The sequence below is a fragment of the Kluyvera sichuanensis genome, assembly GCF_040930405.1.
Lineage (GTDB): Bacteria > Pseudomonadota > Gammaproteobacteria > Enterobacterales > Enterobacteriaceae > Kluyvera > Kluyvera sichuanensis.
This window is the reverse complement of record NZ_CP162271.1, coordinates 1,971,206-1,997,073: the sequence shown is the minus strand read 5'-3', so window position 1 is coordinate 1,997,073 and position 25,868 is coordinate 1,971,206. Positions and strand designations below refer to the sequence as shown.

General features: G+C 57.0%; 18 protein-coding genes. 12 read left to right on the top strand and 6 right to left on the bottom strand.

The features are described from left to right. Nucleotide 1: 1 nt before the first annotated feature. From mdtC to AB2B48_RS09840, 3 genes are read right to left on the bottom strand one after another with little or no spacing between them, the layout of a single operon-like run. Nucleotides 2–3,079 (bottom strand): multidrug efflux RND transporter permease subunit MdtC, encoded by a 3,078-nt coding sequence (gene mdtC, locus AB2B48_RS09850; protein WP_185666968.1) that lies wholly within the window; start codon nt 3,077–3,079, stop codon nt 2–4. Next, entirely contained in the window at nt 3,080–6,202 is a 3,123-nt protein-coding gene (locus AB2B48_RS09845) for an MdtB/MuxB family multidrug efflux RND transporter permease subunit (RefSeq protein WP_368301646.1), read from the bottom strand. Continuing rightward, entirely contained in the window at nt 6,202–7,464 is a 1,263-nt protein-coding gene (locus AB2B48_RS09840; RefSeq protein ID WP_333009743.1) for an MdtA/MuxA family multidrug efflux RND transporter periplasmic adaptor subunit, read from the bottom strand. Before AB2B48_RS09840 ends, AB2B48_RS09845 begins: the two co-directional genes overlap by 1 nt. A 253-nt stretch (nt 7,465–7,717) precedes the next feature. On the opposite strand from AB2B48_RS09840, the gene AB2B48_RS09835 reads away from it, so the two are divergent. After that, entirely contained in the window at nt 7,718–7,969 is a 252-nt protein-coding gene (locus AB2B48_RS09835; protein ID WP_368301645.1) for a type I toxin-antitoxin system Ibs family toxin, read from the top strand. On the opposite strand, the gene yegD is transcribed toward AB2B48_RS09835, so the two are convergent. Next, nucleotides 7,860–9,212 carry a molecular chaperone gene (yegD, locus tag AB2B48_RS09830; protein WP_368301644.1) on the bottom strand — a complete coding sequence of 451 codons (1,353 nt, stop codon included), beginning with the start codon at nt 9,210–9,212 and terminating at the stop codon, nt 7,860–7,862. The two genes, AB2B48_RS09835 and yegD, sit on opposite strands and share 110 nt — an antisense overlap. Before the next feature lie 149 nt (nt 9,213–9,361). Here yegD and alkA point away from each other — a divergent pair, with 149 nt between their 5' ends. Next, complete coding sequence (gene alkA, locus AB2B48_RS09825) at nt 9,362–10,204, top strand: DNA-3-methyladenine glycosylase 2 (RefSeq protein ID WP_368301643.1); 843 nt, start codon at nt 9,362–9,364, stop codon at nt 10,202–10,204. Here the strand turns inward: alkA and AB2B48_RS09820 are convergent. Then, nucleotides 10,156–12,426, bottom strand: coding sequence for a PAS domain S-box protein (locus AB2B48_RS09820; protein WP_368301642.1), 2,271 nt, complete (start codon nt 12,424–12,426; stop codon nt 10,156–10,158). The genes alkA and AB2B48_RS09820 overlap by 49 nt on opposite strands. A 352-nt stretch (nt 12,427–12,778) precedes the next feature. On the opposite strand from AB2B48_RS09820, the gene udk reads away from it, so the two are divergent. The 3 genes from udk to asmA all read left to right on the top strand — a co-directional run bounded on the left by udk (nt 12,779) and on the right by asmA (nt 15,955). Beyond that, nucleotides 12,779–13,420, top strand: coding sequence for a uridine kinase (gene udk, locus AB2B48_RS09815; RefSeq protein ID WP_185666974.1), 642 nt, complete (start codon nt 12,779–12,781; stop codon nt 13,418–13,420). Nucleotides 13,421–13,499: 79 nt separating this feature from the next. Beyond that, nucleotides 13,500–14,081, top strand: coding sequence for a dCTP deaminase (dcd, locus tag AB2B48_RS09810; protein ID WP_185666975.1), 582 nt, complete (start codon nt 13,500–13,502; stop codon nt 14,079–14,081). A 26-nt stretch (nt 14,082–14,107) separates the two neighbouring features. Then, nucleotides 14,108–15,955 (top strand): outer membrane assembly protein AsmA, encoded by a 1,848-nt coding sequence (asmA, locus tag AB2B48_RS09805; RefSeq protein ID WP_368301641.1) that lies wholly within the window; start codon nt 14,108–14,110, stop codon nt 15,953–15,955. 37 nt (nt 15,956–15,992) lie between these two features. Here asmA and AB2B48_RS09800 read toward each other — a convergent pair whose 3' ends face one another. Next, complete coding sequence (locus AB2B48_RS09800) at nt 15,993–17,576, bottom strand: TerC family protein (protein WP_220439387.1); 1,584 nt, start codon at nt 17,574–17,576, stop codon at nt 15,993–15,995. 657 nt (nt 17,577–18,233) lie between these two features. Here AB2B48_RS09800 and AB2B48_RS09795 point away from each other — a divergent pair. The 7 genes from AB2B48_RS09795 to wcaD all read left to right on the top strand — a co-directional run bounded on the left by AB2B48_RS09795 (nt 18,234) and on the right by wcaD (nt 25,863). Then, nucleotides 18,234–19,367, top strand: coding sequence for a polysaccharide export protein (locus tag AB2B48_RS09795; protein WP_185666978.1), 1,134 nt, complete (start codon nt 18,234–18,236; stop codon nt 19,365–19,367). A 5-nt stretch (nt 19,368–19,372) separates the two neighbouring features. After that, complete coding sequence (gene wzb, locus AB2B48_RS09790; RefSeq protein WP_220439386.1) at nt 19,373–19,816, top strand: low molecular weight protein-tyrosine-phosphatase Wzb; 444 nt, start codon at nt 19,373–19,375, stop codon at nt 19,814–19,816. Between the two features lie 2 nt (nt 19,817–19,818). Then, the gene (gene wzc / locus AB2B48_RS09785) at nt 19,819–21,981 is read left to right on the top strand and encodes a tyrosine-protein kinase Wzc (protein ID WP_368301640.1); all 2,163 of its coding nucleotides are present in this window, start codon (nt 19,819–19,821) and stop codon (nt 21,979–21,981) included. 136 nt (nt 21,982–22,117) lie between these two features. Beyond that, nucleotides 22,118–22,960, top strand: a complete 843-nt coding sequence (gene wcaA / locus AB2B48_RS09780) for a colanic acid biosynthesis glycosyltransferase WcaA (protein WP_368301639.1) — start codon at nt 22,118–22,120, stop codon at nt 22,958–22,960. A gap of 2 nt (nt 22,961–22,962) precedes the next feature. Then, nucleotides 22,963–23,451 (top strand): colanic acid biosynthesis acetyltransferase WcaB, encoded by a 489-nt coding sequence (gene wcaB, locus AB2B48_RS09775; RefSeq protein ID WP_368301946.1) that lies wholly within the window; start codon nt 22,963–22,965, stop codon nt 23,449–23,451. Further along, on the top strand, nt 23,448–24,665 hold the full coding sequence (wcaC, locus tag AB2B48_RS09770; RefSeq protein WP_368301638.1) for a colanic acid biosynthesis glycosyltransferase WcaC: 1,218 nt from the start codon (nt 23,448–23,450) through the stop codon (nt 24,663–24,665). Before wcaB ends, wcaC begins: the two co-directional genes overlap by 4 nt. After that, nucleotides 24,640–25,863: a colanic acid polymerase WcaD gene (gene wcaD, locus AB2B48_RS09765; RefSeq protein ID WP_220439382.1), complete on the top strand. Its 1,224-nt coding sequence runs from the start codon at nt 24,640–24,642 to the stop codon at nt 25,861–25,863. Before wcaC ends, wcaD begins: the two co-directional genes overlap by 26 nt. Nucleotides 25,864–25,868: the final 5 nt, after the last annotated feature.

The following is a 25,868-nucleotide window of genomic DNA, read 5'->3' as shown; positions in this document are numbered from 1 at the left end:
GTTATTCAGTTACCGATTGTCGGGGTTGACGTGAAAAACGCAGACGCAGACGATCGAAGAACAGATAGACCACCGGGGTGGTGTAGAGGGTTAACAGCTGGCTCATCACCAGACCCCCTACAATGGTAATCCCCAGCGGTTGACGCAGTTCCGAGCCGTCGCCCCCGGAGAGAACCAGCGGTAAGGCACCAAAAAGCGCCGCCAGCGTGGTCATCATAATCGGACGAAAACGCAGCAGACAGGCCTGGAAAATCGCCTCTTCCGGGGCGAGGTTGCCGTTACGCTGCGCTTCAAGGGCGAAGTCGACCATCATGATGGCGTTTTTCTTCACAATGCCAATTAATAGCATGATCCCGATAAGGGCGATTAGGCTGAATGGGGCATCGAATAGCTCCAGCGCCAGCAGCGCCCCGACGCCCGCAGAAGGCAGCGTTGAGAGGATGGTCAGCGGGTGAACGTAGCTCTCATACAGGATCCCCAGCACAATATAGACCGTAGCAATCGCGGCAATGATCAGGATCACCTGCGAGTTCATTGTCTGCTGGAAGACCTGCGCGGTACCGGCGAATGAGCCGCGCACCGTGGACGGCACGCCAAGCTGGGTCATGGTCCGCGTGATGGCATCGCTCGCTTCCGACAGTGATTTACCGGTCGGCAGGTTGAAAGAGACCGTCGATGCCGCCGACAGCCCCTGGTGATTAACCGACAGTGGCGCATTGGCGGGCTGCCATTTGGCGAAGTACGACAGCGGAATCGCCTTGCCTTCGCTGTTAATCACGAACATTTTGTCCAGCGCGCTGACGTCCTGGGTATAAACCGGATCCACCTCCATCACTACCTTATACTGGTTCAACGGTTGGTAGATGGTGGAGATCTGGCGTTGACCAAAGGCGTTGTTCAGCAGGCTGTTGGCCGCTTCGACGCTGATCCCCAGCCGTGACATGGTTTCACGGTCATAGATAAGGTCCATTTCCGCGCCGTTGTCCTGCTGGTCTGAGTTGACGTCGGCTAACTCCGGCAGCGCCGCCAGCGCTTTACGAATTTTCGGTTCCCATTCCCGCAGCGCGCTGAGGTCGTCGGAGAGCAGCGTGTACTGATAGCTGGCGTTGGCCTGACGGCCGCCGACGCGAATATCCTGTACCGCCATCAGGAACAGGTTAGCCCCCGGCTCTTTGGCGAGTTTTTTACGCAGCCGGTCGATAACCTGCTGCGCCGATTCATGGCGCACGTTGCGCGCTTTCAGGGTGATAAACATCATGCCGCTGTTCACCCGCGAGCCGCCGGTAAAGCCAGTGACGTTATCCACCGCCGGGTCTTCACGGATGATTTTCATAAAGTCCTGCAGCTTGCCGCGCATCGCCTGGAACGAGATGCTCTGGTCAGCCTGAATACCGCCCATCAGCACCCCGGTATCCTGTTCCGGGAAGAAGGTTTTCGGCACCGTAATATACAACCAGATATTGAGCGCAATGGTGGCGAGGAACACCACGCCGACCAGTTTCGCATGCCCCAATACCCACTTCAGCGATTTACCGTAGCCCTGCTGCATGGCGACCAGCACGCGCCCAAATCCTTTGTTGCGGGTTGGCGAATGCCGACGGTTAGATTTCAGCATCCAGCCGCACATCATCGGCGTGAGGGTGAGCGAGACGGCGAGCGAAATAGCGATAGCCACCGACAGCGTGACGGCAAACTCCCGCAGCAGCCTCCCCGGCAGGCCGCCCATCAGCAGCAGCGGCAGGAATACCGCGACCAGTGAAACGCTCATCGACAGAACGGTGAAGCCCACCTCGCGGCTACCCTGAAGCGCCGCCTGCATCGGTTTCATCCCGGCCTCAATATGGCGTGAGATATTCTCCAGCACCACGATGGCATCATCGACCACAAAGCCGGTGGCGATGGTCAACGCCATCAGCGACAGGTTATTGAGGCTAAAGCCGCACAGGTACATGGCGGCAAAGGTGCCAATCAGCGACACCGGCACCGCCACGGCGGGGATAAGCGTTGCGCGTCCGGAGCGCAGGAACAGGAAGACCACCAGAATGACCAGCGCGACGGAAATCACCAGCGTCTGCTCAACTTCCTCCAGCGAGGCGCGGATGGTGGGCGAGCGGTCCTGGGCGATTTGCAGGTCAATTGCCGCAGGAATGGTCTGTTGCAGCTCCGGCAGTTCCGCACGGATGCGGTCCACGGTGTCGATAATATTGGCTTCCGGCAGCTTGCGGATCATCAGCAAAATCGCCGGTTTGGCGTTGGTCATCCCGGCGTTGCGGACATCCTGTACCGAGTCGGTCACATTGGCGACATCGCCAAGGCGCACCGCGCCGCCGTTGTTGTAGTGAACGATCAGCGGCTGGTATTCAGCGGCTTTTTTCAGTTCGTCGTTGGTTTGTAGCTGCCAGCGGTGGGTGGTGTCGTCAATCGCCCCCTGCGGTTTGCGCACGTTGGCGTTACTGATGGCGGTGCGCACGGCATCCAGCGACACGCCCTGGTTAAACAGCGCCTGTGGGTTGAGGTCAACGCGCACGGCGGGCAGGGAGCTGCCGCCGACGTCGACGTCGCCCACGCCGTCAATTTGCGAAATGCTCTGCGCCAGCTGGGTAGAGGCGAAGTCGTACAGTTCGCCCTGGGAATAGGTGTCAGAGGTCAGCGTCAGGATCATGATTGGCGCATCTGACGGGTTAGCTTTGCGGTAGGTCGGGCGGCTCGGCATGCCGCTTGGCAGCAGGTTCTGTGCGGCGTTAATGGCCGCCTGTACGTCACGCGCCGCGCCGTTGATATCGCGGTCGAAGTTAAATTCAAGAATGATGCGCGTACTGCCAAGCGAGCTGCTTGAGGTCATCTCGTTGACCCCCGCAATACGCCCAAGCGAGCGTTCCAGCGGCGTTGCCACGGATGAGGCCATGGTCTCCGGAGACGCCCCCGGCAGCGAGGCGCTGATCATAATCACCGGGAAATCGACCTGCGGCAGCGGGGCGACCGGCAGCAGACGGAATCCGAGGATCCCGCACAGCGTAATGGCGAGCGAAATAAGAATCGTCGCCACCGGACGGTAGATGAAGAGCGCGAAAAATTTCACTTACGCTTCCTCTTCACGATGCGGGAACCGACTTTTCGGGTACAGCGACAGTCGGTCGAACAGCAGATAGATAACCGGGGTGGTGAACAGCGTTAGCACCTGGCTTACTAACAGACCGCCGACCATGCCAATCCCCAGCGGGCGGCGTAGCTCCGCGCCGACGCCGGTACTCAGCATCAGCGGCAGCGCCCCCAACAGGGCCGCCAGCGTGGTCATCAGAATTGGGCGGAAACGCAGCAGGCAGGCCTGGTAAATCGCCTCGCGCGGTGCCATGCCCTGTTCACGCTCGGCGGCGAGCGCAAAGTCGATCATCATGATCGCGTTCTTCTTCACGATACCAATCAGCAGGATGATGCCGATGATGGCAATCACGTCCAGCTCGTTACCGGCAATCATCAGCGCCAGCAGCGCGCCGACGCCCGCGGTTGGCAGCGTTGATAGAATGGTGATCGGGTGAATAAAGCTCTCATAGAGCACGCCGAGTACGATATACATCGCCACCACCGCCGCAACCACCAACCAGATAGTACTGCTCAGCGCCGACTGGAAGGCGAGGGTGCTGCCCTGGAATTCGGTACGAATATCTGACGGCAGGTTCAGCGTTTTTTCGGTGTCCAGAATCGATTGCACCGCATCGCCCAGCGAGTACTTATCCGGCACGTTGAACGAAATGGTGGTCACCGGGAACTGGTCGAGGTGGTTTATCGACAGCGGCGCAAACCGCTGCTCAACTTTGGCAATCGCGGTTAACGGCACGATGCCGCCGTCGCTGCTGGTCAAGCGAATGTTATCAAGCGCTGCCAGCCCCGGCGTTTGGCGGGTATCGTGTTCGAGTACCACGCGATACTGGTTAGCCTGGGTGTAAATGGTGGAGATAAGACGCTGGCCAAAGGCGTTGTACAGCGCGTTATCGACGTCCGCCATCGAAATGCCCAGGCGGCTGGCGCTGTCGCGGTCAACGTTAACGTAGGCCACCAGCCCTTGATCCTGCCAGTCGCTGCTGACATCCGAGAGCTGCGGCAGTGCCTGAAGCTGTTCCATCAGTTGTGGTACCCACTGGCTTAACGCATCGAGCGAGTTGGCCTGCAGGGTGAACTGATACTGCGTGCGGCTCACGGTAGTATCGATGGTCAGATCCTGCGTTGGCTGCAGATAGAGTTGGATGCCCGGAATGCGGTCAGCCGACTGCTGCAGACGGCTGATAACCGCCTGCACGCGGTCGTCACGCTCGCTCAGTGGCTTGAGGTTAATCTGCAAACGGGCGCTGTTGAGCGCCGGGTTGGTGCCGTCTACGCCGACGAATGAGGTCAGACTTTCGACCGCTGGGTCTTTCAGAATCGCATCGGCAACTGCCTGCTGGCGCTGCGCCATGCTGGCAAACGAGACCGACTGCGGCGCCTGTAAGGTGCCCTGAATAATGCCGTTATCCTGCGTCGGGAAGAAGCCTTTCGGAATGGTTACCCACAGAATCACCGACAGCGCCAGCGTACCGAGCGCCACGCTCAGGGTTAACCATGGATGGTTCAGCACGCGGGTCAGCAGGTGCCCATAACCGGCAATCACCCGGTCAAAGAAGCGTTCGCTGGCGCGGGAGAAACGGTTCTGTTTGCGCAGCGATTCGTGGCTGAGCATGCGCGCGCACATCATTGGCGTCAGCGTCAACGACACCACGGCCGATATCAATATCGCCACCGCCAGGGTGACGGCGAACTCGCGGAACAGGCGGCCAACGATATCACCCATAAACAGCAGTGGGATCAGTACCGCAATCAACGAGAAGGTGAGGGAAATAATGGTAAAGCCAATCTCGCCCGCGCCTTTCAGCGATGCGGTCATCGGCTTCTCGCCTTTTTCGATATAGCGCGAGATGTTCTCAATCACCACGATGGCGTCATCAACCACGAAGCCGGTGGCGATGGTGAGCGCCATCAGCGTCAGGTTGTTAATCGAGAAATCAAGAAACACCATCACCGCGAACGTGCCGACCAGCGAGAGCGGCACGGCAACGCCGGGGATGATGGTCGCCGGGACGTTACGCAAGAACAGATAGATGATCATCACCACCAGCGCAATCGCCAGCATCAGCTCGAACTGGGTGTCGGAGACCGAGGCGCGGATGTTGGTGGTACGGTCAGAAAGCACCTCAACCTTGACCGATTTCGGCAGGCTTTCGGTAAGCTGCGGCAGCATCTGGCGGATGCTGTCGGCCGTGGAGATGATGTTGGCGCCGGGCTGGCGCTGCACGTTCATCACGATGGCCTGTTTTTTATTGGCCCATGCGCCAAGCCAGGTGTTTTCCGCGCCTTGTTCCACGGTTGCCACGTCGCCTAAACGAATCGGTGCGCCGTTTTTGTAGGCGATAATCAGCGCCCGGTACTCCTGCGCCGACTGCATCTGGTCGTTTGCCGAGAGCGTCACCGCGCGCGCTGGGCCGTCGAGGCTACCTTTCGCCGAGTTAACGTTGGCGTTGGTAATGGCGGTGCGAATATCTTCGCTGGTCAGCCCGAGCGCGGCAATCGCCTGAGCGTTCAGCTTCACGCGCACGGCAGGACGCTGACCGCCCGCCAGCGTTACCAGGCCGACGCCGGAAACTTGCGAAATTTTCTGCGCCACGCGGGTCTCAACCATATCTTCCACTTCGGTCATCGGCGTGGCGGTTGAGGTGACGGCGAGGGTCATGATCGGCGGATCCGCCGGGTTGACCTTACTGTAGACCGGCGGGTTAGGCAGGTCGCTTGGCAGCAGGTTGGTGGCGGCGTTAATCGCGGCCTGCACTTCCTGCTCGGCGACGTCCAGCGGCAGCGTGAGCTGGAACTGGAGGGTGACGACCGATGCGCCGCCGGAGCTTTGCGATGACATCTGCTTCAGCCCGGACATCTGCCCGAACTGGCGTTCAAGCGGTGCGGTAATCGCCGAGGTCACCACGTCCGGGCTGGCACCCGGATAGAGCGTGACTACCTGAATGGTGGGGTAGTCCACCTCCGGCAGCGCGGAGACGGGCAGAAAACGGTAGCCGATAATCCCGGCCAGCAGAATCGCCACCATCAGCAGCGTGGTGGCAACAGGGCGCATAATAAACAGGCGGGACGGGCCGCCCGTATTGCTCGGCGGTAAAACTTGCATCAGCCGCGTGCTCCTTTATGGCCGGCGGCATGGCCTTCAGCCGCCGCCGGTTTTTCCGTTCCGGAGGTGGTGGCATCGTGGGCGGTGACGACTTCCACTTTGGCCCCTTCGGTTAAGCGGTCGATACCGTCGGTCACCACGCGATCGCCTGCGGAAAGTCCGGCATCAATGACCACTTTCTGGCTGTCCTGAATGCCCGGCACCACGGTGTGTTTGCTGACTTTATTGTCGCTGTTCAGCACCCAGACAAAGTGACCGTCGTTGCCCATCTGCAGGGCGGCGGTAGGGATAACGACGGCGTTCTGCTGGGTATCGACCAGCATGCGGGCGTTAACGAACTGGTTCGGGAACAGCGCGTCGTCCTGGTTGTTAAAGCGCGCTTTGAGTTTGATGGTGCCGGTGGTGGCATCAATCTGGTTATCAAGGCTCAGCAGCGTACCGGCGCTCAGCTTCTGCTTGTTGGTGCGGTCCCAGGCTTCAACCACCAGACTCTTGCCCGCTTTCTGCGCGGCAACCACGGTAGCAATATCATTTTCCGGCAGGGTGAAGACCAGGTCGATTGGGTGAGTCTGAGTCAGAACGACGATACCGGTAGTATCGCCGCTGGAGATCTGGTTGCCGATATCGACCTGTTTTAGGCCCACGCGGCCATCGATTGGCGCGGTGATGCGGCTCCAGTCGAGCTGCAGCTGGGCGCTGGCGACGGCGGCTTCATCGGCTTTGATGGTCCCTTCGGATTCACTGACCAGCGATTGCTGGGTATCCAGTTCCTGACGGGAGATTAGGTTGGTTTTCACCAACTGCTGGTAGCGGGATAAATCACGACGCGCGTTGGCGAGCGTGGCTCTGTCTTTTGCCAGCTGCCCCTGCGCCTGGGCGAGGGCGACTTTGAACTGGCTTGGGTCAATTTCTGCCAGCAGGTCACCGGCTTTCACCTGCTGCCCTTCCTGGAAGTGAATCGCCATCAGTTGGCCGTCAACGCGGCTGCGGACGGTGACGGTGTTGGCGGCGGTAATGGTGCCCAGCCCGCTCAGATAGCGAGGTACCGCTTCGCTGGTGGCGGTGGCGGCCTGAACCGGCGCCAGCGTGCCGCCAAAGCGACCGCCGTGACGACCGCCAGCGGCAGGCGCGCCCGCCGGTTTCGCGGTGGTGGAACCCGAGGTATCAGAATTGCTGCTGAAGTGCCAGATACCGAACGCGACTGCGATCGCTACCAGCACGGCCAGCGCAATACGCCAGCGATGGTTATGAATGCCTTTCATTGTTATCCGTTTCTCGCCCTGAATCATTTCACGAAATGATACTAGTTTAGTTACGGAACGCTCAGAAAAAATGGAGGAAATATGAAAGACGGAAGGAATCGTCCGAATCCTGCGCGGCTTTACGAGTAGGCTCGCAAACTATGGGGACGAAACTGCGGACCAGGCTAACGCGTGCTACCGTCAGCGGCGTTTAGCAGGGCGCTAAAACAGGAAAGCCCCTCCTGACGAAGGGGCCTTATATAAGGAAAGGGTTATGATGAAGTTAGTCATCATACTGGTGATACTCTTAGTGTTTAGCTTACCGGCTTACTCAGACACCAGGGGGAGGAGAAATCCTCCCTTACCCTCATTCCTTTACGATAGGTCGAAAAAACAGCGAAGTCAACGACGATATTTCAGGCGAAAACCACCTGCGCCCAGCGCGCCAGACCGGCGGTCACCGAGCCAAAATCGTCGCCACCGGCAATCGGAATGCCGGGAAGCTGCTGGGCCAACGCTTTCTTAATCAGCGGCGAGCGTGCGCTGCCGCCGGTTAAGTAGATGACATCCGGCTTTTCGTTGCTGTTTTCCAGCGCCAACTGCACCTGTTCAAGGATGCGCGTCAGCGGCTGATTCAGCGCCGCTTCCAGCCCATCCTGGCTGATAGCGGTGGCCAGTTCGTCGCTGATAAACGGCAGCGAGGTGTCAATCTGTGCGGCTTCGGACAGGGCGATTTTGCTCTCTTCGGCGCTGCGCACCAGACGGTAGCTCAGACGCTGCTGCCAGACCTTATACAGCAGGGCGACTTTCTCGGCGTCGCGAGCATCACGGGCGAGGTCACGCAGCATTCGACCGTTGGCCGCGCTGTAGAAATCGGTTTGTGCCGGAACGTCGTTGATAGCCACCGCGTTCCACCACGGCAGAATCGGCAGGGCGATGCCTTTTTCGGTGTCGCCGCCCATGCCGAGCAGCGGCATCAGGCTCTTAAAGGCCAGCGCGATGTCCAGATCGTTCCCGCCGACGCGGCAGCCGCTGTGACCAAGCAGGCTCTGTTCACGGTCGTGGCGGGTGCGCCACTGCGGCCCCATCAACAGCACCGAGCAGTCGGTGGTACCGCCGCCGATATCGACGACCAGCACGCGTTTTTCTTCACTCAGCGTGGCTTCGAAATCGAGCCCCGCGGCAACCGGTTCATACTGGAACACCACCTCACGGAAGCCCGCGCGCTTTGCCGCACGTTCAAGGATGCCGACCGCCTGGGCGTTAGCGTCGTCGCCACCGAGTCCCTGGAAGTTAATCGGGCGGCCAATCACCGCCTGGTCGAGCTTGTCCGCGAGCTGCGACTGCGCCTGCTGGCGAATATGCAGCATCATCGAGCAGACCAGGTCTTCGAATACCGCCACCTGCTGCGGCTTCAGGCCGCTGGCGCCAAGGAATGATTTCGGTGATTTAACAAAATAGACCTCTTCTGGGTCGGCGATGTACTGCTTGAGCGACGCGAGGCCGAACTGCACGCTATTGCTCAGTACGTCGATATCTTCTTCGCGGTTGAAGTTCATCGCCCGACGCAGCAGCGCCTGCGCTTCATCGCCGGTGGCAGGCACCTGATGGTGGCGATAAAGCCACTCGCTCACCGCTTCGCGCGTTGGCGCCGCGAGCATTGAAGGCAGCAGCGTACTGCCGTTTTCCATCGTCAGCATGCGCGGTGCGCCATCTTGCATCACGGCGATAGAACAGTTCGCCGTCCCGTAGTCAAAACCAATAAACACGACAATTATCCCCATGCCAGTGAAGAAAGGGGGGCGACTTTAGCGGAATGTCGCGAAGGCGGCAACTGGAATATGAAAGCAAGGTCACTGACGTGATAACCCGCTATGCTATTACGCTCGGCTTATCGCTATGTGCTTAAGGAGCAACGATGTTTGAACTGCCGTGGTTACCGCCGTACGACTGGCAATGGATGTTTGGCTTTCTGCAGGCGCGTGCCGTCAGCGGCATTGAACGTTTTGACGACGGTAGCTACTCCCGCAGCTGGCGCTGTGGCGAACATCACGGGCTTATCACCATGACGCCGGACACGGCGCACAACCGACTTTGCGTCACGCTCTCCGCCGGGCTTTTACCCGTGGCCGACCGGGCGCTGGCAGGCGTGGAAAAACTGTTGGACCTGCGCTGCTGTCCGCAGCAAATTCAGCATGCGCTGGGCAGTCTCGCCGCCGCCAGACCGGGGCTGCGTCTGCCGGGAGCACTTGAGCCATTTGAACAGGGGATAAGGGCGATTCTTGGCCAGCTTGTGAGTGTGAAGATGGCGGCGAAGCTGACAGGCAGCGTGGTGGCGCTCTATGGCGAACCGTTGGCTGAAGAGGAGGGCTTTTTCCTGTTTCCTACCGCCGAGCGTCTGGCGGCGGGCGACCCGCTGGCGCTGAAAGCGCTGGGGATGCCGCTAAAACGCGCGGAGGCGCTTATCTATTTCGCGCAGGCGACGGTCAACGGCGAGCTGCCGCAAGCGCTACCTGAGGATGTTCCCCAGGCGCTAAAAACGCTACAGCAGTTTCCCGGCATTGGTCGCTGGACGGCAAACTACTTCGCACTGCGTGCCTGGCAGGCGAAGGATATTTTCCTGCCGGATGATTACCTGATCAAACAGCGTTTCCCGGGAATGACGCCCGCGCAAATTCGCGTTTACGCCGAGCGCTGGCAACCCTGGCGCTCTTACGCGTTATTGCATATCTGGCATACGGACGACTGGTCGCCGGTATGAATCACCGGCGTGTAGACCGTGACTCTACCGCGTCCGTTGTTTTTGGATTCGTAGCAGGCGGCGTCGGCCTGTACCAGCAGTTCCGCCAGTTTAGCGTTGTGCTCATGCACCAGGGTTAACCCGGCGCTGGCACCCACCCGGTGCAGGCGGCCTGCCCAGATAAATTCGTAGTGATTAATCGCCTCGACGACGCGCTCGGTGGCGTTCACCGCCTGCTCGGTGGAGCAGTGGCGCAGAATAAAACCGAACTCATCGCCGCCGAGGCGCGCCAGAATATCGCTGGGGCGCAGCATTGAGCGCATCAACGAGGCAATTTCGTGCAGCAGCGCATCGCCTGCCGCATGTCCCGCGCTGTCGTTGACTGCCTTAAAGAAATCAAGGTCGAGCATAATCAGCGCGTGCGACTGGTGGCTGCCCGGCAGCACTTTCAACAGCCCTTTGAGCTGGCTTTCAAAGCTTGAGCGATTAGGCAGCCCGGTTAACGCGTCGTGGGTCGCGCTGTAGCTGAGCTGGCGCAGCAGTTTGCGCGATTCGGTAACGTCCTGAATGACCAGCACGAAGCCGATATGCTCCCCCTCAAGGGTTTTTAGCGGCGTCATGCTGTAGTGGATGTCAAAGCTGTCGCCATAGCGGTTTTTCAGGCTGTTGTCGTACTCGGCGTCGCTTTCTGGACCCGCCTGCGCGCTGAGGGCTTCCAGTATCTCTCCACCTGGCCCCTCGGTAATACGTAACACGGTAAGCAATGGCTTGCCCTGCGCTTCTGACTGCTTCCAGCCGCACATTTTTTCAGCGACCGGATTCATGAAAATAATGTTTTGCTTATTGTCGGTGCTGATCACCGCATCATGAATGGAGTCGAGGGTGATATGCAGGCGCTCTTTTTCCTGGAACAGCGCTTCGTTGGCCTGGGTGAGCTCCGCCATCAGCGCTTTATTCGCTTCGCGGCTTTTTTTCAGCGAGTTGATATCTTCAACCTGCTTAATAAAATAGAGCGGCGTGCCGTCGTTATTGCGCACGACCGAGACGGCAAGCAGCGCCCAGACCACCTCTCCGTGCTTGGTGCAGTAGCGTTTCTCCAGCGAATAGCTGTCAACTTCCCCGCGATTCAGCCGATCGAGTTGGGCCAAATCGGTAGCTAAATCTTCCGGCCAGGTCACCTGCTGGAAGGTCATCCGGTGCAACTCGTCCTGGCTGTAGCCAAGGAAGGCGCTCAGCGATTTGTTGACCTGCAGCCACTGCCCGTAGGTATCGACCAGCGCCATGCCGATGGCGGAATACTCCATCGCGTTACGGAAGCGAGTTTCGCTCTCGGCAATATGTCGGCGTTCGTTGTGCACGGCGTACATGGCGATGCTCATTACGCCGGTCGGCAGCAGCACCATCAGGAACGGCAGTCCCGGCATATTGTGCAGGCGATAGCTGTTGAGGGTGTTCTCAATCATGTGCTGAACCAGCGGGTGCAAAGAGGTCAGCATCAGCACCACCATAATGGTCAGCAGGGAAATCATAAATGCTTCTAAACGCGGCAGGCGCACGGCGCTCCACATCAGCAGTACCATGATGAAGGTGAACGGCCACGGCAGATAGAGCATCGACGTCATGCTTAGCGCCAGGGTAAGCACGGCGGTCAGCAGCGTAGAGAGCAGCAGCGCGGTATTCTGATAGCGCGTGGCGAATCGCGCTTTCAGCAGCAGGCCAATCGGTAACACTGCCAGCGCACCGGTGGCTTCGGCAAGCACCCAGACTACCAGCGTTTGCAGCGCGTTGGCGCCGGGAGAGAGGCTGGAGACTAGCATCCCCCCCAGCAACGCTGGCACCAGCGCGCAGGCGATTGCCATGCGGGTCCAGTCCACCAGGTTTTGCAACGGGTTATCGAGCACCAGCCAGCGACGTAGCAGCAATGCGCCGACCAGCGCCTCCAGAATGTTAATCGCCGGATAAGTCAGCGTCACCGCCGACGGGGAGTAGAGGCTCGTTGCGGTAATAATACCCAGTGCGCCCGCCAGCCCAATACCGGGCCACAGGGAACGCTTAAAACGATAGAATCCTGCCATCATGACCGCCGTCGGGAACCACACCGGCGACAGGTCACTTGGCTGATGCATCAGCGCGAACGAATAGAGCGTGAACAGGAACGTCAGGAACCCGAGGCCAAACAGGAGTTGCGCCGTACGAAACGGTGAGGTCAGGGCGATGGGGATGTACAGTTTTTCTTTCTTCATTACCACGATTATCCGGAACGACACACTCCGGCCTTGCTGACATTACCGCTGATTATGCACCAACTTACGCGCCTTTTATCGGATCGGTGACACTTATTGACAATAATCGGCAATTGATCACAAGTGTAATATTTACTTCGTGAATAACGACTTGCGCCGAAACGCGCCTCGACAGCGTTTCACCGATTGTCACCGCAGAACGATGCATTCGACTGGTATCGTCGCTATGAAATCCCTATAATTGCCGCGTTTGGCGCGGGTACACCTGATTATTCAGAGCTTCACCTCTTGAATAATATTGTCTGTCCGTGCCGTCCTTCCTATCATCCAGGTTAATCGGGTCGCAAAATTTATGACTGATAAGTCTCATCAGTGCGTCATTGTAGGCATCGCCGGCGCATCGGCTTCAGGTAAAAGTCTTATTGCTAGTACGCTGTATCGCGAATTACGCGAGCAGGTAGGTGATGAGCATATCGGTGTTATCCCTGAAGATAGCTATTACAAAGACCAAAGTCACCTGTCCATGGAAGATCGGGTAAAAACCAATTATGACCATCCTAATGCGATGGACCACAGTCTGCTGTTCCAGCATTTGCAGACCTTAAAACGCGGCACCGCTATCGAACTGCCGGTCTATAGTTACGTCGAGCACACCCGTACCCAGGAAACGATCCACATCGAACCGAAAAAAGTGATCATCCTTGAAGGGATCCTGCTGCTGACGGATGCGCGCCTGCGTGAAGAGATGAACTTCTCTATTTTCGTTGATACCCCGCTGGATATTTGCCTGATGCGTCGTATCAAGCGTGACGTTAACGAACGCGGGCGTTCGATGGACTCGGTGATGGCTCAGTATCAGAAAACCGTGCGTCCAATGTTCCTGCAGTTTATCGAACCGTCCAAGCAGTACGCCGACATCATCGTGCCGCGTGGGGGGAAAAACCGCATCGCTATCGACATTCTGAAAGCGAAAATTAGTCAGTTTTTTGAATAACTCACGCGAATTGTGTAACGTGCATTAATAGCCCTCAACCATGCCGGAAGAGGGCAGGTAGTACATAAAGGAGAGTGATATGCGTCTGTGCGACCGAGACATAGAAGCCTGGCTGGATGACGGCCGACTGTCGATTAACCCGCGTCCGCCGATTGAGCGTATCAACGGCGCGACGGTTGACGTGCGTTTAGGTAACAAATTTCGTACCTTCAGCGGTCATACGGCGGCCTATATTGATTTAAGCGGGCCGAAGGCGGAAGTCAGCGCGGCGCTGGATCGCGTCATGAGCGAAGAGATTGTGCTGCCTGAGGGCGATGCTTTCTATCTGCATCCGGGGGAACTGGCGCTGGCGGTAACGCTGGAGTCGGTGACGCTGCCGGCGGATCTGGTCGGCTGGCTCGACGGGCGCTCCTCGCTGGCGCGTCTGGGGCTGATGGTACACGTGACCGCCCACCGTATCGATCCAGGCTGGTCCGGCTGTATCGTGCTGGAGTTTTACAATTCAGGCAAACTGCCGCTGGCGCTGCGTCCGGGGATGTTAATCGGCGCGCTGAGCTTCGAGCCGCTGTCTGGCCCGGCCGATCGCCCGTACAACCGTCGTGAAGATGCGAAATATCGCGATCAGCAGGGTGCGGTCGCCAGTCGTATTGATAAAGACTGATCCGCCGCGAACCTGATGAGGGTGCCATGAGACGAATATTGACGACGCTGATGATCCTGCTGGTGGTGCTGGTCGCTGGACTATCATCGCTGGTGCTGCTGGTGAATCCCAACGATTTCCGCAGCTATATGGTGAAACAGGTTGAAGCACGTAGTGGTTATCAGCTCCAGCTTGATGGCTCGTTGCGCTGGCACGTCTGGCCGCGTCTGAGCATCCTCTCGGGTCGTATGACCTTAACCGCGCCGGGGGCCAGCGCGCCGCTGGTACGGGCGGACAATATGCGTCTTGACGTGGCGCTGATGCCGCTGCTTTCGCATCAGCTTCAGGTAAAGCAGGTGATGCTTAAAGGCGCGGTGATTCAACTGACGCCGCAAACCGAAGCCGAACGTGCGCAAAACGCCCCGGTGGCGCCAAAAGGCACGTCGCTGCCGCAGGAGCCCGGCAGTAGCGGCTGGTCCTTTGATATTGCTGCACTGCAGGTCGTGGATAGTGTGCTGGTCTTCCAGCATGAAGACGACGAGCAGGTGACGGTGCGCGATATTCGTCTGCAGATGGAACAGGATGCCAACCATCGGGCAGAAGTCGATTTCTCCGGTCGCCTCAACCGCGACCAGCGTGATTTAACCCTCAGTTTTTCCGCCCAGGTTCAGGCTGCAGACTACCCGCATAGCCTGGACGCGCAGCTGTCGCAGCTTAGCTGGCAGCTCCAGGGCGCAGACCTTCCGGCGCAGGGCATCAGCGGAAACGGCAGCCTGAACGCCAACTGGCAGGAGGAGGCGAAAAAGCTCAGCTTTAGCGCCCTGAACCTGACGGCGAACGACAGTTCATTGACCGGTGCGGGTAGCGTAATACTCGACGATCACCCTATCTGGGCGCTGGATCTGCAGTCCGATAAGCTCAATCTTGATAACCTGCTGCTGCATTCGGATATTCTGCCGAGCGGCGGTGGTGAAGTCCAAAAGGCGCAGGCGACGCCAAAACAACCGCGTCCGATTATCGCCAATGGCGTGAAGGTGGTGCCGTACAGCGGGCTGAACAGCTTTGACGGCACGCTGGCGATGACGGCGAAGCAGTTGATCTGGCGTGAGATGCCGTTTACCGACGTGCGGATTCAGGCTGATAACCAGCGCGGGTTGCTGCACATCGCCCAACTGGAAGGAAAACTCGACGGCGGGACGCTCTCGTTGCCGGGTACGGTAGACGCTCGTAACGGCGCACCGCAAGCTGAGTTCCAGCCGAAGGTCGATAACATCGAGATAGGCAGTCTGCTGAAAGCCTTTAACTACCCGATAGACATGGCCGGTAAAATGTCGCTGGCGGGGGATTTCTCCGGCTCGGTGGTGGATGCCAACCATTTCCGTCGCGACTGGCAGGGTCAAGCATCCATTGAAATGCACGATACCCGTACCGAAGGGCTCAACTTCCAGCAGCTGGTGCAGCAGGCGGTGGAACGCAGCACCGACGTGCGTGCTCGGGAAAACGACGATAGCGCGACGCGCCTCGATAAGCTCACCGCTGATATCGATCTCGACAGCGGCATTCTGACCCTCGACAACATGAACGGCTCGTCATCGCTAATGTCATTAACCGGCAAAGGCGCGCTGGACCTGGTGAAAGAAGAGGGCGATATGCAGTTCGCTATTCAGGTGACTGATGGATGGCAGGGCGAGGGCAAGCTGGTGGATATGCTTAAGCGCACTGCGATTCCACTGCGGGTTTACGGCAAATGGTCAGAGCTGAATTACAGTTTGCAGGTTGATCAGATCCTACGTCGTCAGCTGCAAAATGAAGCGAAGCGTCGGCTGAATGAGTGGGCTGAGCGCAATAAAAACACTCAGTCCGGCAAAGACGTGCAGAAACTGCTGAACAAGTAGCCCGGCCGAGCAACGCGACGCCGGGACGGGCTCCTCACTACACTTCGTAATCCCACTCATCATCCCGCGGCGGCGGGATAATCTGCACTTTCTGTACCCGGTGGCTCTCAACCTGCAGGGTCTTGAGCGTCCACGGGCCAATCTGCACTTCCTCACCGGCTTTCGGAATACGCTGCAGGTGCTCCATCAGTAACCCGGCGATGGTGTGGTACTCACGCTTCTCGTCCAGCGGCAGCGGAATGTACTGCACTAAATCTTCCAGCGGCATATGCCCGTTAGCGGTCCAGGTGCCGTCGGCATTTTTCTGAATGTCGTGGCGGGCATCAATCTCTTCCGCTTCGTTTGGCAGGTTACCGGCGATGGTTTCCGTCACGTCGCTGAGCGTCACAATCCCCTCAACCGAACCAAACTCATCCACCACAAAGGCGAAGTGGGTACGGGCGTTACGGAACTGCTCCAGCGCTGACAGCAACGGCAGCGCTTCCGGGAACACCAGCGGCTGGCGGATTAACACCCGCAGATCCAGCGGCTCACCGCGCAGCGATTGTTGTAACAGGTCGATGACGTGTACAACGCCGAGCAAATCCTCTTCATCATCGCCGCCGGTAACCACCAGGCGGGTGTGCTGGTTTTTCTCCAGCAGCGCGCGCACTTCGCTTTCCGGCGCGCTCAGGTCGATGTGCTCAATATCATGACGTGAGGTCATGATGCTGCTCACGGTACGCTGGTTGAGGTTTAGCACGCGCTCAATCATCCGCCGCTCCTGCGGATCGAAGATCTGCTGATCGCTCTGGTCTACCAGCAGTGAAGCGGTACCCGCATCAAGCTCTGCATCCTCTTTTTGGCCGCTCAACAGACGCATCACCGCCTCGGTGGTGCGACTTCGCAGCGACTGATTGGCGGTAAGGAAGCGGCGACGGTTAAAGATAGCCAGTTGGTTTAAGAACTCGATCATTACCGAGAAACCGATGGCGGCGTATAGATAGCCTTTTGGTATGACGAGGCCGAAACCTTCCGCTACCAGGCTAAAGCCGATCATCAGCAGGAAGCTCAGACAGAGAATCACAATCGTCGGGTGGCTGTTCACAAAGCGGGTCAGCGCCCGGCTGGCCATCAGCATCAGGCTGATAGCAATAATGACCGCAGCCATCATGACCGCCAGATGGTCGACCATGCCGACGGCGGTGATCACCGAGTCAAGCGAGAAGACCGCATCCAGCACCACGATTTGCGCGACAACGCCCCAGAAACGCGCGCCGCGGCGCTGCGTTGGGTTGTCGCTATCTTTCCCCTCCAGCCGCTCATTAAGCTCTACCGTGGCTTTAAACAGCAGGAAAAAGCCGCCGACCAGCATAATCAGGTCGCGGGCGCTAAAGGTGAAGTCGCGGACGCTAAACAGCGGTTTAGTCAGGGTGACCAGCCACGAGATAGAGGCCAGCAGCAGCAGGCGCATCAGCATCGCCAGAATCAGCCCGGTGACGCGCGCGCGGTCGCGTTGGGCTGGCGGCAGTTTTTCGGCGAGGATGGCGATAAACACCAGATTATCAATTCCGAGAACCAGCTCGATGACGACCAGCGTCACGAGTCCCGCCCAAATAGACGGATCGGCAATCCATTCCATACGTTGGTTAAAACCTTATGTTATATGACGAATTGATCATGGATAAAGCGACGGCAAATTGCAACGTCTGGCTGCGATTTCTCGCGGCAAAAAATCAATGTACAACAGGAAATAATAGTGAAAAATGGCCCTGAATTTATTATTGATAATATATTTTTCGGTATGGCGTAATTTAATTTGTCAACATAAAGAAAATCCTAAAAAGTCATACGGTATTGATCTTAATCTTATTCTTAAAATTATTTTTTAGGCGGAGCTAACCTTGCCTGCTATTCGCTTAGCTGCAACAATTCTCCCGGTACTGAATGGAATAGCCATTGATGTACGTCATGAAATAGTCATGCGGGAATGAAAGTCTCTGCATTATATATCCAGGAATATTCTCCATTCTTATTTTTGGTGTGGTTAGATTCCATATAACAACATGATTTTTAGGTGAATTGGTAGCTATGAGCCAAGGGCGGTAGCGTGCCTGAAGGCGTGAAGCGAAGCCTCGATTATTCTGTCAATAGCCTGCGGATGAATCCAAACTTTTTTCGGATATATGCCAGTTATATTCGCCGGTAATTAAATGCATGGTGGATGTACGGGTAATCAAATGGTACGGATTAATTTAATTCGCACAGGATAATTTTCTGCCAAAGTGATAAATAATCAATGATGAAATCCAAACTAAAATTGATGCCATTATTGGTGTCGGTAACCTTGATGAGTGGTTGCACCATACTTCCCGGCAGCAATATGTCTACCTACGGAAAAGATGTGATTAAGCAGCAGGATGCTGATTATGACATTGGCCGAATGGTGAATGTTTATCCGCTGACCCCGCGACTGATTGAGCAATTACGCCCGCGTCCTAACGTCGCGCAGCCCAACATGTCGCTGGATCAGGAGTTAAGCAATTACCAGTACCGCGTGGGGTCGGGCGATGTGCTGAACGTCACCGTCTGGGATCACCCGGAACTGACGACCCCGGCGGGGCAATATCGTAGCTCCAGCGATACCGGCAACTGGGTTCAGCCTGATGGCACCATCTTCTATCCCTACATCGGCAAAGTGCAGGTTAAAGGGCGCACGCTGGCGGAAATCCGTCAGACCATCACCCAACGCCTGGCAGCCTATATCACCGACCCGCAGGTTGATGTCAACGTTGCCGCCTTCCGTTCGCAAAAAGTCTACGTCTCCGGTCAGGTGAATAAATCCGGCCAGCAGGCGATTACCAACGTGCCGCTGACCGTGCTGGACGCCATTAACGCCGCTGGCGGACTGGGTGAACTGGCCGACTGGCGCAACGTGGTGCTCACTCATGACGGGCGTGAGCAGCGTATCTCCGTACAGGCGCTGATGCAGAACGGCGATCTGAGCCAGAACCGGCTGCTTTATCCGGGCGATATTCTGTTCGTACCGCGCAACGACGATCTGAAAGTGTTCGTGATGGGCGAAGTGAAGAAACAGAGCACGCTCAAAATGGACTTCAGCGGCATGACGCTGACCGAAGCGCTCGGCCAGGCGGAAGGTATCGACCTGACCACCTCCGACGCCAGCGGCATCTTCGTGATTCGTCCAACCAAAGAGGGCAACAACGGCAAGATGGCCAACGTCTATCAGCTGGATATGTCCGATGCCACCTCGCTGGTGATGGCGACCAACTTTGTCCTGCAGCCTTACGACGTGGTTTACGTCACTACCGCACCGGTTGCCCGCTGGAACCGTCTGATCAACCAACTGTTGCCGACCATCAGTGGCGTTCGCTACATGACCGATACGGCAAAAGACATTCACACCTGGTAACCGCCATGTTTAACAAAATTCTTGTGGTATGCGTGGGGAACATCTGCCGTTCCCCTACGGCAGAACGTTTATTACGCCGTCATCTTCCGGCGGTGACCGTTGACTCGGCGGGGCTGGGAGCGCTGGTGGGAAAAACGGCGGATGAACGCGCCGTCAGCGTCGCAGCAGTGCATGACATTTCGCTTGAGGGGCACTGCGCGCGGCAAATCTCCGGGCGCATGTGCCGGGAGTACGACCTGATTCTGGCGATGGAGAGACGGCACGTTGCCACCCTGCATGAAATGGCGCCGGAGATGCGCGGCAAGGTGATGCTGTTTGGCCATTGGGATAACGAGCGCGAGATCCCCGATCCGTATCGCAAAAGCCGCGAGGCGTTTGAAGCGGTGTACCAGTTACTCGACAGGTCTGCCAGCCAGTGGGCGCAGGCATTGAAAGCGCAGCAGGGATAACCATGACTGATAAAGTAAAACAGATAAGCCCGGCGGCCTCGGGCGGCGATGAGATTGATATTGGCCGCCTGGTGGGAACCGTTATAGAAGCCAAGTGGTGGGTGGCTGGCATTACGGCCCTGTTCGCCGCCGCCGCGATTGTCTACGCCATCTTCGCCACGCCTATCTACAGCGCCGATGCGCTGGTGCGTATTGAGCAGAATCAGGGAAGCGCGCTGGTGCAGGACATCAGCAACGCCTTAACCAGCAAGCCACCGGCCTCCGAGGCGGAGATCCAGATGATCACCTCGCGTCTGGTGCTGGGCAAAACCGTCGACGATCTGGACCTCGATATTGCGGTCAGCAAAAACACCTTCCCTGTCCTGGGTGCAGGGTGGGATCGCCTGATGGGGCGTCAGAACCAGACCGTCAAAGTCACCACCTTCGAACGTCCGGCCGCCATGGCGGACAGCACCTTCACGCTGGATGTGCTGAGCCCAACTACTTTCCGTTTCAGCAACGATAGTGGTTTCAGCGCTGAGGGCAAAGTGGGTGAACCTGTCAACAAAGGCGGCGTGTCGCTCATGGTTGCGGGGATTGCCGCCGATGAAGGGGCCAGCTTTACGGTCACCAAATACTCGACGCTGGGCATGATCAATACCCTGCAAAACAGCCTGAGCGTCACCGAAGACGGCAAAGACTCCGGTGTCCTGACGTTGACCATGGTCGGGGAAGATAAAGATCAGATCCGCGAAGTCCTCAACAGCATTGCCCGCAACTATGTGGCGCAGAACGTCGCGCGCAAATCGGAAGAGGCGGCGAAGAGCCTGGAGTTCCTCGAAGTGCAGCTGCCGCAGGTGCGCAGCCAGCTTGATATCGCCGAAAACAAACTCAACGCCTACCGTCAGCAGAAAGACTCCGTCGACCTGCCGTTGGAGGCCAAGTCGGTGCTCGACTCGATGGTCAACATCGATGCTCAGCTTAACGAACTGACTTTCCGTGAGGCGGAAATTTCCAAGCTCTACACCAAAATCCACCCGGCGTACCGCACGCTGCTGGAAAAACGTCGGGCGCTGGAAGAAGAGAAAGCGAAGCTCAGCCAGCGCGTGACGGCAATGCCGAAAACCCAGCAGGAGATTGTGCGTCTGACCCGTGACGTGGAGTCCGGTCAGCAGGTCTATATGCAGCTGCTGAACAAACAGCAGGAGCTGAAAATTACCAAAGCCAGCACCGTGGGCGATGTGCGTATCGTCGACCCGGCGATTACCCAGCCAGGCGTGGTGAAGCCGAAGAAAGCGCTGATTGTGCTGGGGAGCATTATTCTTGGCCTGATGCTGTCGATTGTTGGCGTGCTGCTGCGCTCGCTGTTTAACCGCGGCATCGAAAGCCCGCAGGTGCTGGAAGAGCATGGTATTAACGTGTATGCCAGCATCCCGCTTTCTGAATGGCAGAAATCCCGCGATAGCGTGAAGAGCGTCAACGGCGTGAAACGCTACAAGCAGAGTCAGCTGCTGGCGGTAGGTAACCCAACCGATCTCGCCATTGAAGCCATCCGCAGCCTGCGTACCAGCCTGCACTTCGCCATGATGCAGGCGCAAAACAACGTGCTGATGATGACCGGGGTCAGCCCTTCAATCGGTAAGACCTTCGTCTGCGCCAACCTCGCGGCGGTGATTAGCCAGACCAACAAGCGAGTGCTGATGATCGACTGCGATATGCGTAAGGGCTACTCCCACGAGCTGCTCGGTACCACCAACGACAACGGCCTGTCGGAGGTGCTGGTGGGCAAAACGGCGATTGAGCACTGCGCGAAGAAAACGTCGGTAGCCAACTTCGACCTCGTCCCTCGCGGGCAGATCCCGCCGAACCCGTCTGAACTGCTGATGGGGGAGCGTTTCAGTGAACTGCTGAAGTGGGGGAGCGCGAACTACGACCTGGTGCTGATAGATACCCCACCAATTCTCGCCGTCACCGACGCGGCGATTGTGGGCCGCCATGCGGGCACCACGCTGATGGTGACGCGTTACGCGGTCAATACGCTCAAAGAAGTGGAGACCAGTCTGAGCCGCTTTGAGCAGAACGGCATCGCGGTGAAAGGGGTGATCCTCAACTCTATTTTCCGCCGTGCTACCGGTTATCAGGATTACGGCTATTACGAGTACGAGTATCAGTCGGATTCTAAATAGTATTTTCCCCCTCACCCTAACCCTCTCCCCATAGGGGAGAGGGGAGAGGGGACCGTCCGGTTTTCTCCCTCGCCCCTATGGGGAGAGGGCCGGGGTGAGGGGAATAACCGCCCAATTGCCTATTCAGGGATATCCCATGCCAACAGACTATCCGTTGATCTCCATCTATATGCCGACCTGGAACCGACAGCAGCTGGCGATTCGCGCCATCAAATCGGTTCTGCGTCAGGACTATCCCCATTGGGAAATGATTATCGTCGATGACTGTTCCAGCAGCTTCGAGCAGCTCCAGCAGTACATCACCGAACTGAACGATAGCCGCGTGAAGTACACCCATAACGCCTTTAATTCCGGTGCCTGCGCGGTGCGCAACCAGGCAATTTTACAGGCTAAAGGCCAGTTTATTACCGGCATCGACGACGACGATGAGTGGACGCCAACCCGGCTCTCAACCTTTCTGGCGGACAAGCAGCAGCTCACCAATCATGCGTTTCTCTACGCCAACGACTACGTCTGCGAAGGGGAGGTCTATTCGCAACCGGCCAGCCTGCCGCTGTACCCGAAATCACCGTTCTCTCGCGAGCTGTTCTACAAGCGCAACATCATTGGCAATCAGGTGTTTAGCTGGGCCTGGCGTTTTAAAGAGTGCCTGTTCGATACCGAACTGAAGGCGGCACAGGACTACGACATCTTTCTGCGCATGGTGATGGCCTACGGCGAACCGTGGAAAATTGAGGCGGCGACGCAAATCCTGCACATCAACCACGGGGAGATGCAGATAACCTCTTCGCCGAAAAAATTCTCCGGCTACTTCAGCTTCTATCGCAAGCATAAAGAGAAGTTTGACCGTGCCAGCAAGAAGTATCAGCTGTTTACCTTGTACCAGATCCGCAATAAGCGGATGACCTGGAAGACGTTTCTGACGCTGCTGTCGGTGCGTAACGGTAAGCGCTGGGTTGATGGATTACGGAGTAAATAATGCTGCTGGAAGATTTACGTGCCAATAGCTGGAGCCTGCGCCCGTGCTGCATGGTTGTCGCTTACCGCATTGCCCATTTCTGCTCGGTGTGGCGTAAGAAAAGCATCGTCAACAATCTATGGGCCGCGCCGGTGCTGGTGCTTTATCGCCTCATCACCGAATGCGTCTTTGGCTATGAAATTCAGGCGGCGGCGACCATTGGCCGACGCTTCACCATTCACCACGGCTATGCGGTGGTGATTAATAAAAACGTGGTGGCGGGGGATGACTTCACCATTCGCCACGGCGTGACGCTCGGTAACCGTGGCCCAGATAGCCTGGCCTGCCCGACGCTGGGTAACGGCGTGGAACTGGGCGCCAACGTGGTCATCATCGGCGGCATCACCATCGGTAATCAGGTGACCATCGGCGCGGGAAGCGTGGTGCTGGACGATATTCCCGACCATGCGCTGGTAGTGGGCGAAAAAGCACGAGTGAAGGTAATCAAATGAATATTCTGCAATTTAACGTGCGTCTTGCTGAAGGTGGCGCGGCGGGCGTGGCGCTGGATCTGCATCAGCGCGCGCTGCGTCAGGGGCTGTCCTCGCAGTTTGTCTACGGCTATGGCAAGGGCGGCAAAAAGAGCGTCAGCCACGAGCGTTATCCACAGGTGGTAAAACAGACCGCGCGTCTGACCTCGATAGCGAACCTGGCGCTGTTTCGCCTGTTTAACCGCGACCTGTTTGGCAACCTGAATAACCTTTATCGCCAGGTGACCCGCACCGAGGGGCCGGTGGTGCTGCATTTTCACGTCATGCACAGCTACTGGCTGAACCTGGCGGAGATTATTGATTTCTGCGAGCGCGTCAAGGCGCACAAAGCGGACGTCACGCTGGTCTGGACGCTGCACGACCACTGGAGCGTGACCGGGCGCTGCGCGTTTCTCGACGGCTGCGACGGCTGGAAAAGCGGCTGTCTGAAGTGCCCGACGCTCGACAACTATCCGCCGGTTAAGGTCGATCGTGCGCATCAGCAGGTGGAGGAAAAGCGCCATCTCTTCCGCCGTATGCTCGCGCTTGGCTGCCAGTTTATCTCCCCCAGTCAGCATGTGGCCGAAGCGTTTAATAGCCTCTACGGCCCCGGGCGCTGCCTGATTATCAACAACGGCATTGATGTTGCCACCGAAGCGATTCTGGCGGAGCTGAAGCCAATGACGGCGACCGCGCCGCGGCCGAAAATTGCCGTTGTCGCCCACGACCTGCGCTACGACGGTAAAACCAACCAACGCCTGGTGCGCGAAATTATGGCGCTCGGCGATAAGGTGGAAATTCATACCTTCGGTAAGTTTTCACCGTTTGAAGGCGCGAACGTGGTGAACCACGGTTTTCTCACCGACAAGCGACAGCTGATGAGCGAACTCAACCCGCTCGATGCGCTGCTGTTTAGCTCTCGCGTCGATAACTACCCGCTGATCCTCTGCGAAGCGCTCTCTATTGGCGTGCCGGTGATTGCCACCCACAGCGAGGCGGCAAAAGAGGTGCTGGAAAAATCCGGCGGCCATACGGTTGACGAAAGCGCGGTGCTTTCGCTGGTGCAGCTGCCAAAAGCGGAGATCGCCGAAGCGGTATTTGGCACCACGCTCAGCGCGTTCAGCGCCCGCAGCCGTAAAGCCTATAGCGGACAACAGATGCTGGAGGAATATGTCTCGTTCTATCAGAGTCTGTAGCTATTTGCTGCTGCCGTTAATCTATCTGCTGGTTAACGTGAAGCTGGCGCAGCTCGGCGAGAGCTTTCCCATCACCATCGTGACCTTCCTCCCGTTGCTGCTGCTGCTGTTTGTTGAACGCATTAACCTGAAAAAGCTGATGATTGCCCTCGGGCTGGGCGTCGGGTTAACGCTGTTCAACTACGTGTTCGGTCAGTCGCTGGATCCGAGCAAATACGTCACCTCGACGATGCTGTTTGTCTACATCGTTATCATCATTGGCATGGTCTGGAGCATTCGCTTTAAAACCATTTCGCCGCATAACCACCGTAAGATCCTGCGCTTCTTTTACGTGGTTATCGGTATCGTAGTGATGCTGGCGGCGCTTGAAATGGTGCAAATTATTCTCTCCGGCAGCAGTAGCCTGATTGAGATGATTTCGAAATATCTTATTTACAGTAATAGCTATGTACTGAACTTTATCAAATTCGGCGGGAAGCGTACCACGGCGCTCTATTTTGAACCGGCATTCTTCGCTCTGGCATTAATCTCAATTTGGCTTTGCATCAAACAGTTTGGTATCAAAACCCCAAAATCTGATGCTATGATTCTCGCAGGGATAATTCTTTCAGGATCGTTCTCCGGGGTAATGACATTTATCCTGTTTTACCTGCTGGAGTGGGCGTTCCAGTATCTGAACAAAGAGGCGATTAAAAAGAAATTACCGTTAGCAATTATTTCTTTAGGCGCATTTTTTGTTGGTTTGATATTTGCTGGCCCCTATATTGCGGAACGTGTTGGTGACCTGGGAACGGAAGGTTCGTCATCGTATTACCGTATTATTGGCCCACTGGTGATGGTCGGTTATTCATTAACCAGTGTTGATGGGGTGGTGCGTTTCGGTTCTCTTTACGAATATGTTGCATCATTCGGAATATTTAACGGTGCGGATGTCGGTAAAACCATAGACAATGGCTTGTATCTGTTAATGATCTATTTTTCCTGGTTTGCCGTGATATTAACAATCGGCTACCTGTATTACGTGTTTAAAATGTTCATTAACGCTTTTGGGAATAATCGTAATTTCGCCGTGCAGTTGTATTTATTCACGCCGGTATCACTATTTTTTACCGGTTCGATATTTAGTCCGGAATATGCATTTTTAATTGTGTGTCCTTTTATTCTGCGTAAAGCGCTGAATATTGCCGACAGCAGATGAGGTGG

Excerpts from the sequence above, each read along its gene's own strand:
- wzc (WP_368301640.1), top strand. The coding sequence starts at position 19,819 with ATGACTGATAAAGTAAAACAGATAAGCCCGGCGGCCTCGGGCGGCGAT.
- AB2B48_RS09820 (WP_368301642.1), bottom strand. The coding sequence starts at position 12,426 with ATGAAGAAAGAAAAACTGTACATCCCCATCGCCCTGACCTCACCGTTT.
- AB2B48_RS09845 (WP_368301646.1), bottom strand. The coding sequence starts at position 6,202 with ATGCAAGTTTTACCGCCGAGCAATACGGGCGGCCCGTCCCGCCTGTTT.
- wcaA (WP_368301639.1), top strand. The coding sequence starts at position 22,118 with ATGCCAACAGACTATCCGTTGATCTCCATCTATATGCCGACCTGGAAC.
- AB2B48_RS09835 (WP_368301645.1), top strand. The coding sequence starts at position 7,718 with ATGATGAAGTTAGTCATCATACTGGTGATACTCTTAGTGTTTAGCTTA.
- alkA (WP_368301643.1), top strand. The coding sequence starts at position 9,362 with ATGTTTGAACTGCCGTGGTTACCGCCGTACGACTGGCAATGGATGTTT.
- AB2B48_RS09800 (WP_220439387.1), bottom strand. The coding sequence starts at position 17,576 with ATGGAATGGATTGCCGATCCGTCTATTTGGGCGGGACTCGTGACGCTG.
- AB2B48_RS09840 (WP_333009743.1), bottom strand. The coding sequence starts at position 7,464 with ATGAAAGGCATTCATAACCATCGCTGGCGTATTGCGCTGGCCGTGCTG.
- AB2B48_RS09795 (WP_185666978.1), top strand. The coding sequence starts at position 18,234 with ATGATGAAATCCAAACTAAAATTGATGCCATTATTGGTGTCGGTAACC.
- dcd (WP_185666975.1), top strand. The coding sequence starts at position 13,500 with ATGCGTCTGTGCGACCGAGACATAGAAGCCTGGCTGGATGACGGCCGA.
- asmA (WP_368301641.1), top strand. The coding sequence starts at position 14,108 with ATGAGACGAATATTGACGACGCTGATGATCCTGCTGGTGGTGCTGGTC.
- wcaC (WP_368301638.1), top strand. The coding sequence starts at position 23,448 with ATGAATATTCTGCAATTTAACGTGCGTCTTGCTGAAGGTGGCGCGGCG.
- wcaD (WP_220439382.1), top strand. The coding sequence starts at position 24,640 with ATGTCTCGTTCTATCAGAGTCTGTAGCTATTTGCTGCTGCCGTTAATC.
- udk (WP_185666974.1), top strand. The coding sequence starts at position 12,779 with ATGACTGATAAGTCTCATCAGTGCGTCATTGTAGGCATCGCCGGCGCA.
- wzb (WP_220439386.1), top strand. The coding sequence starts at position 19,373 with ATGTTTAACAAAATTCTTGTGGTATGCGTGGGGAACATCTGCCGTTCC.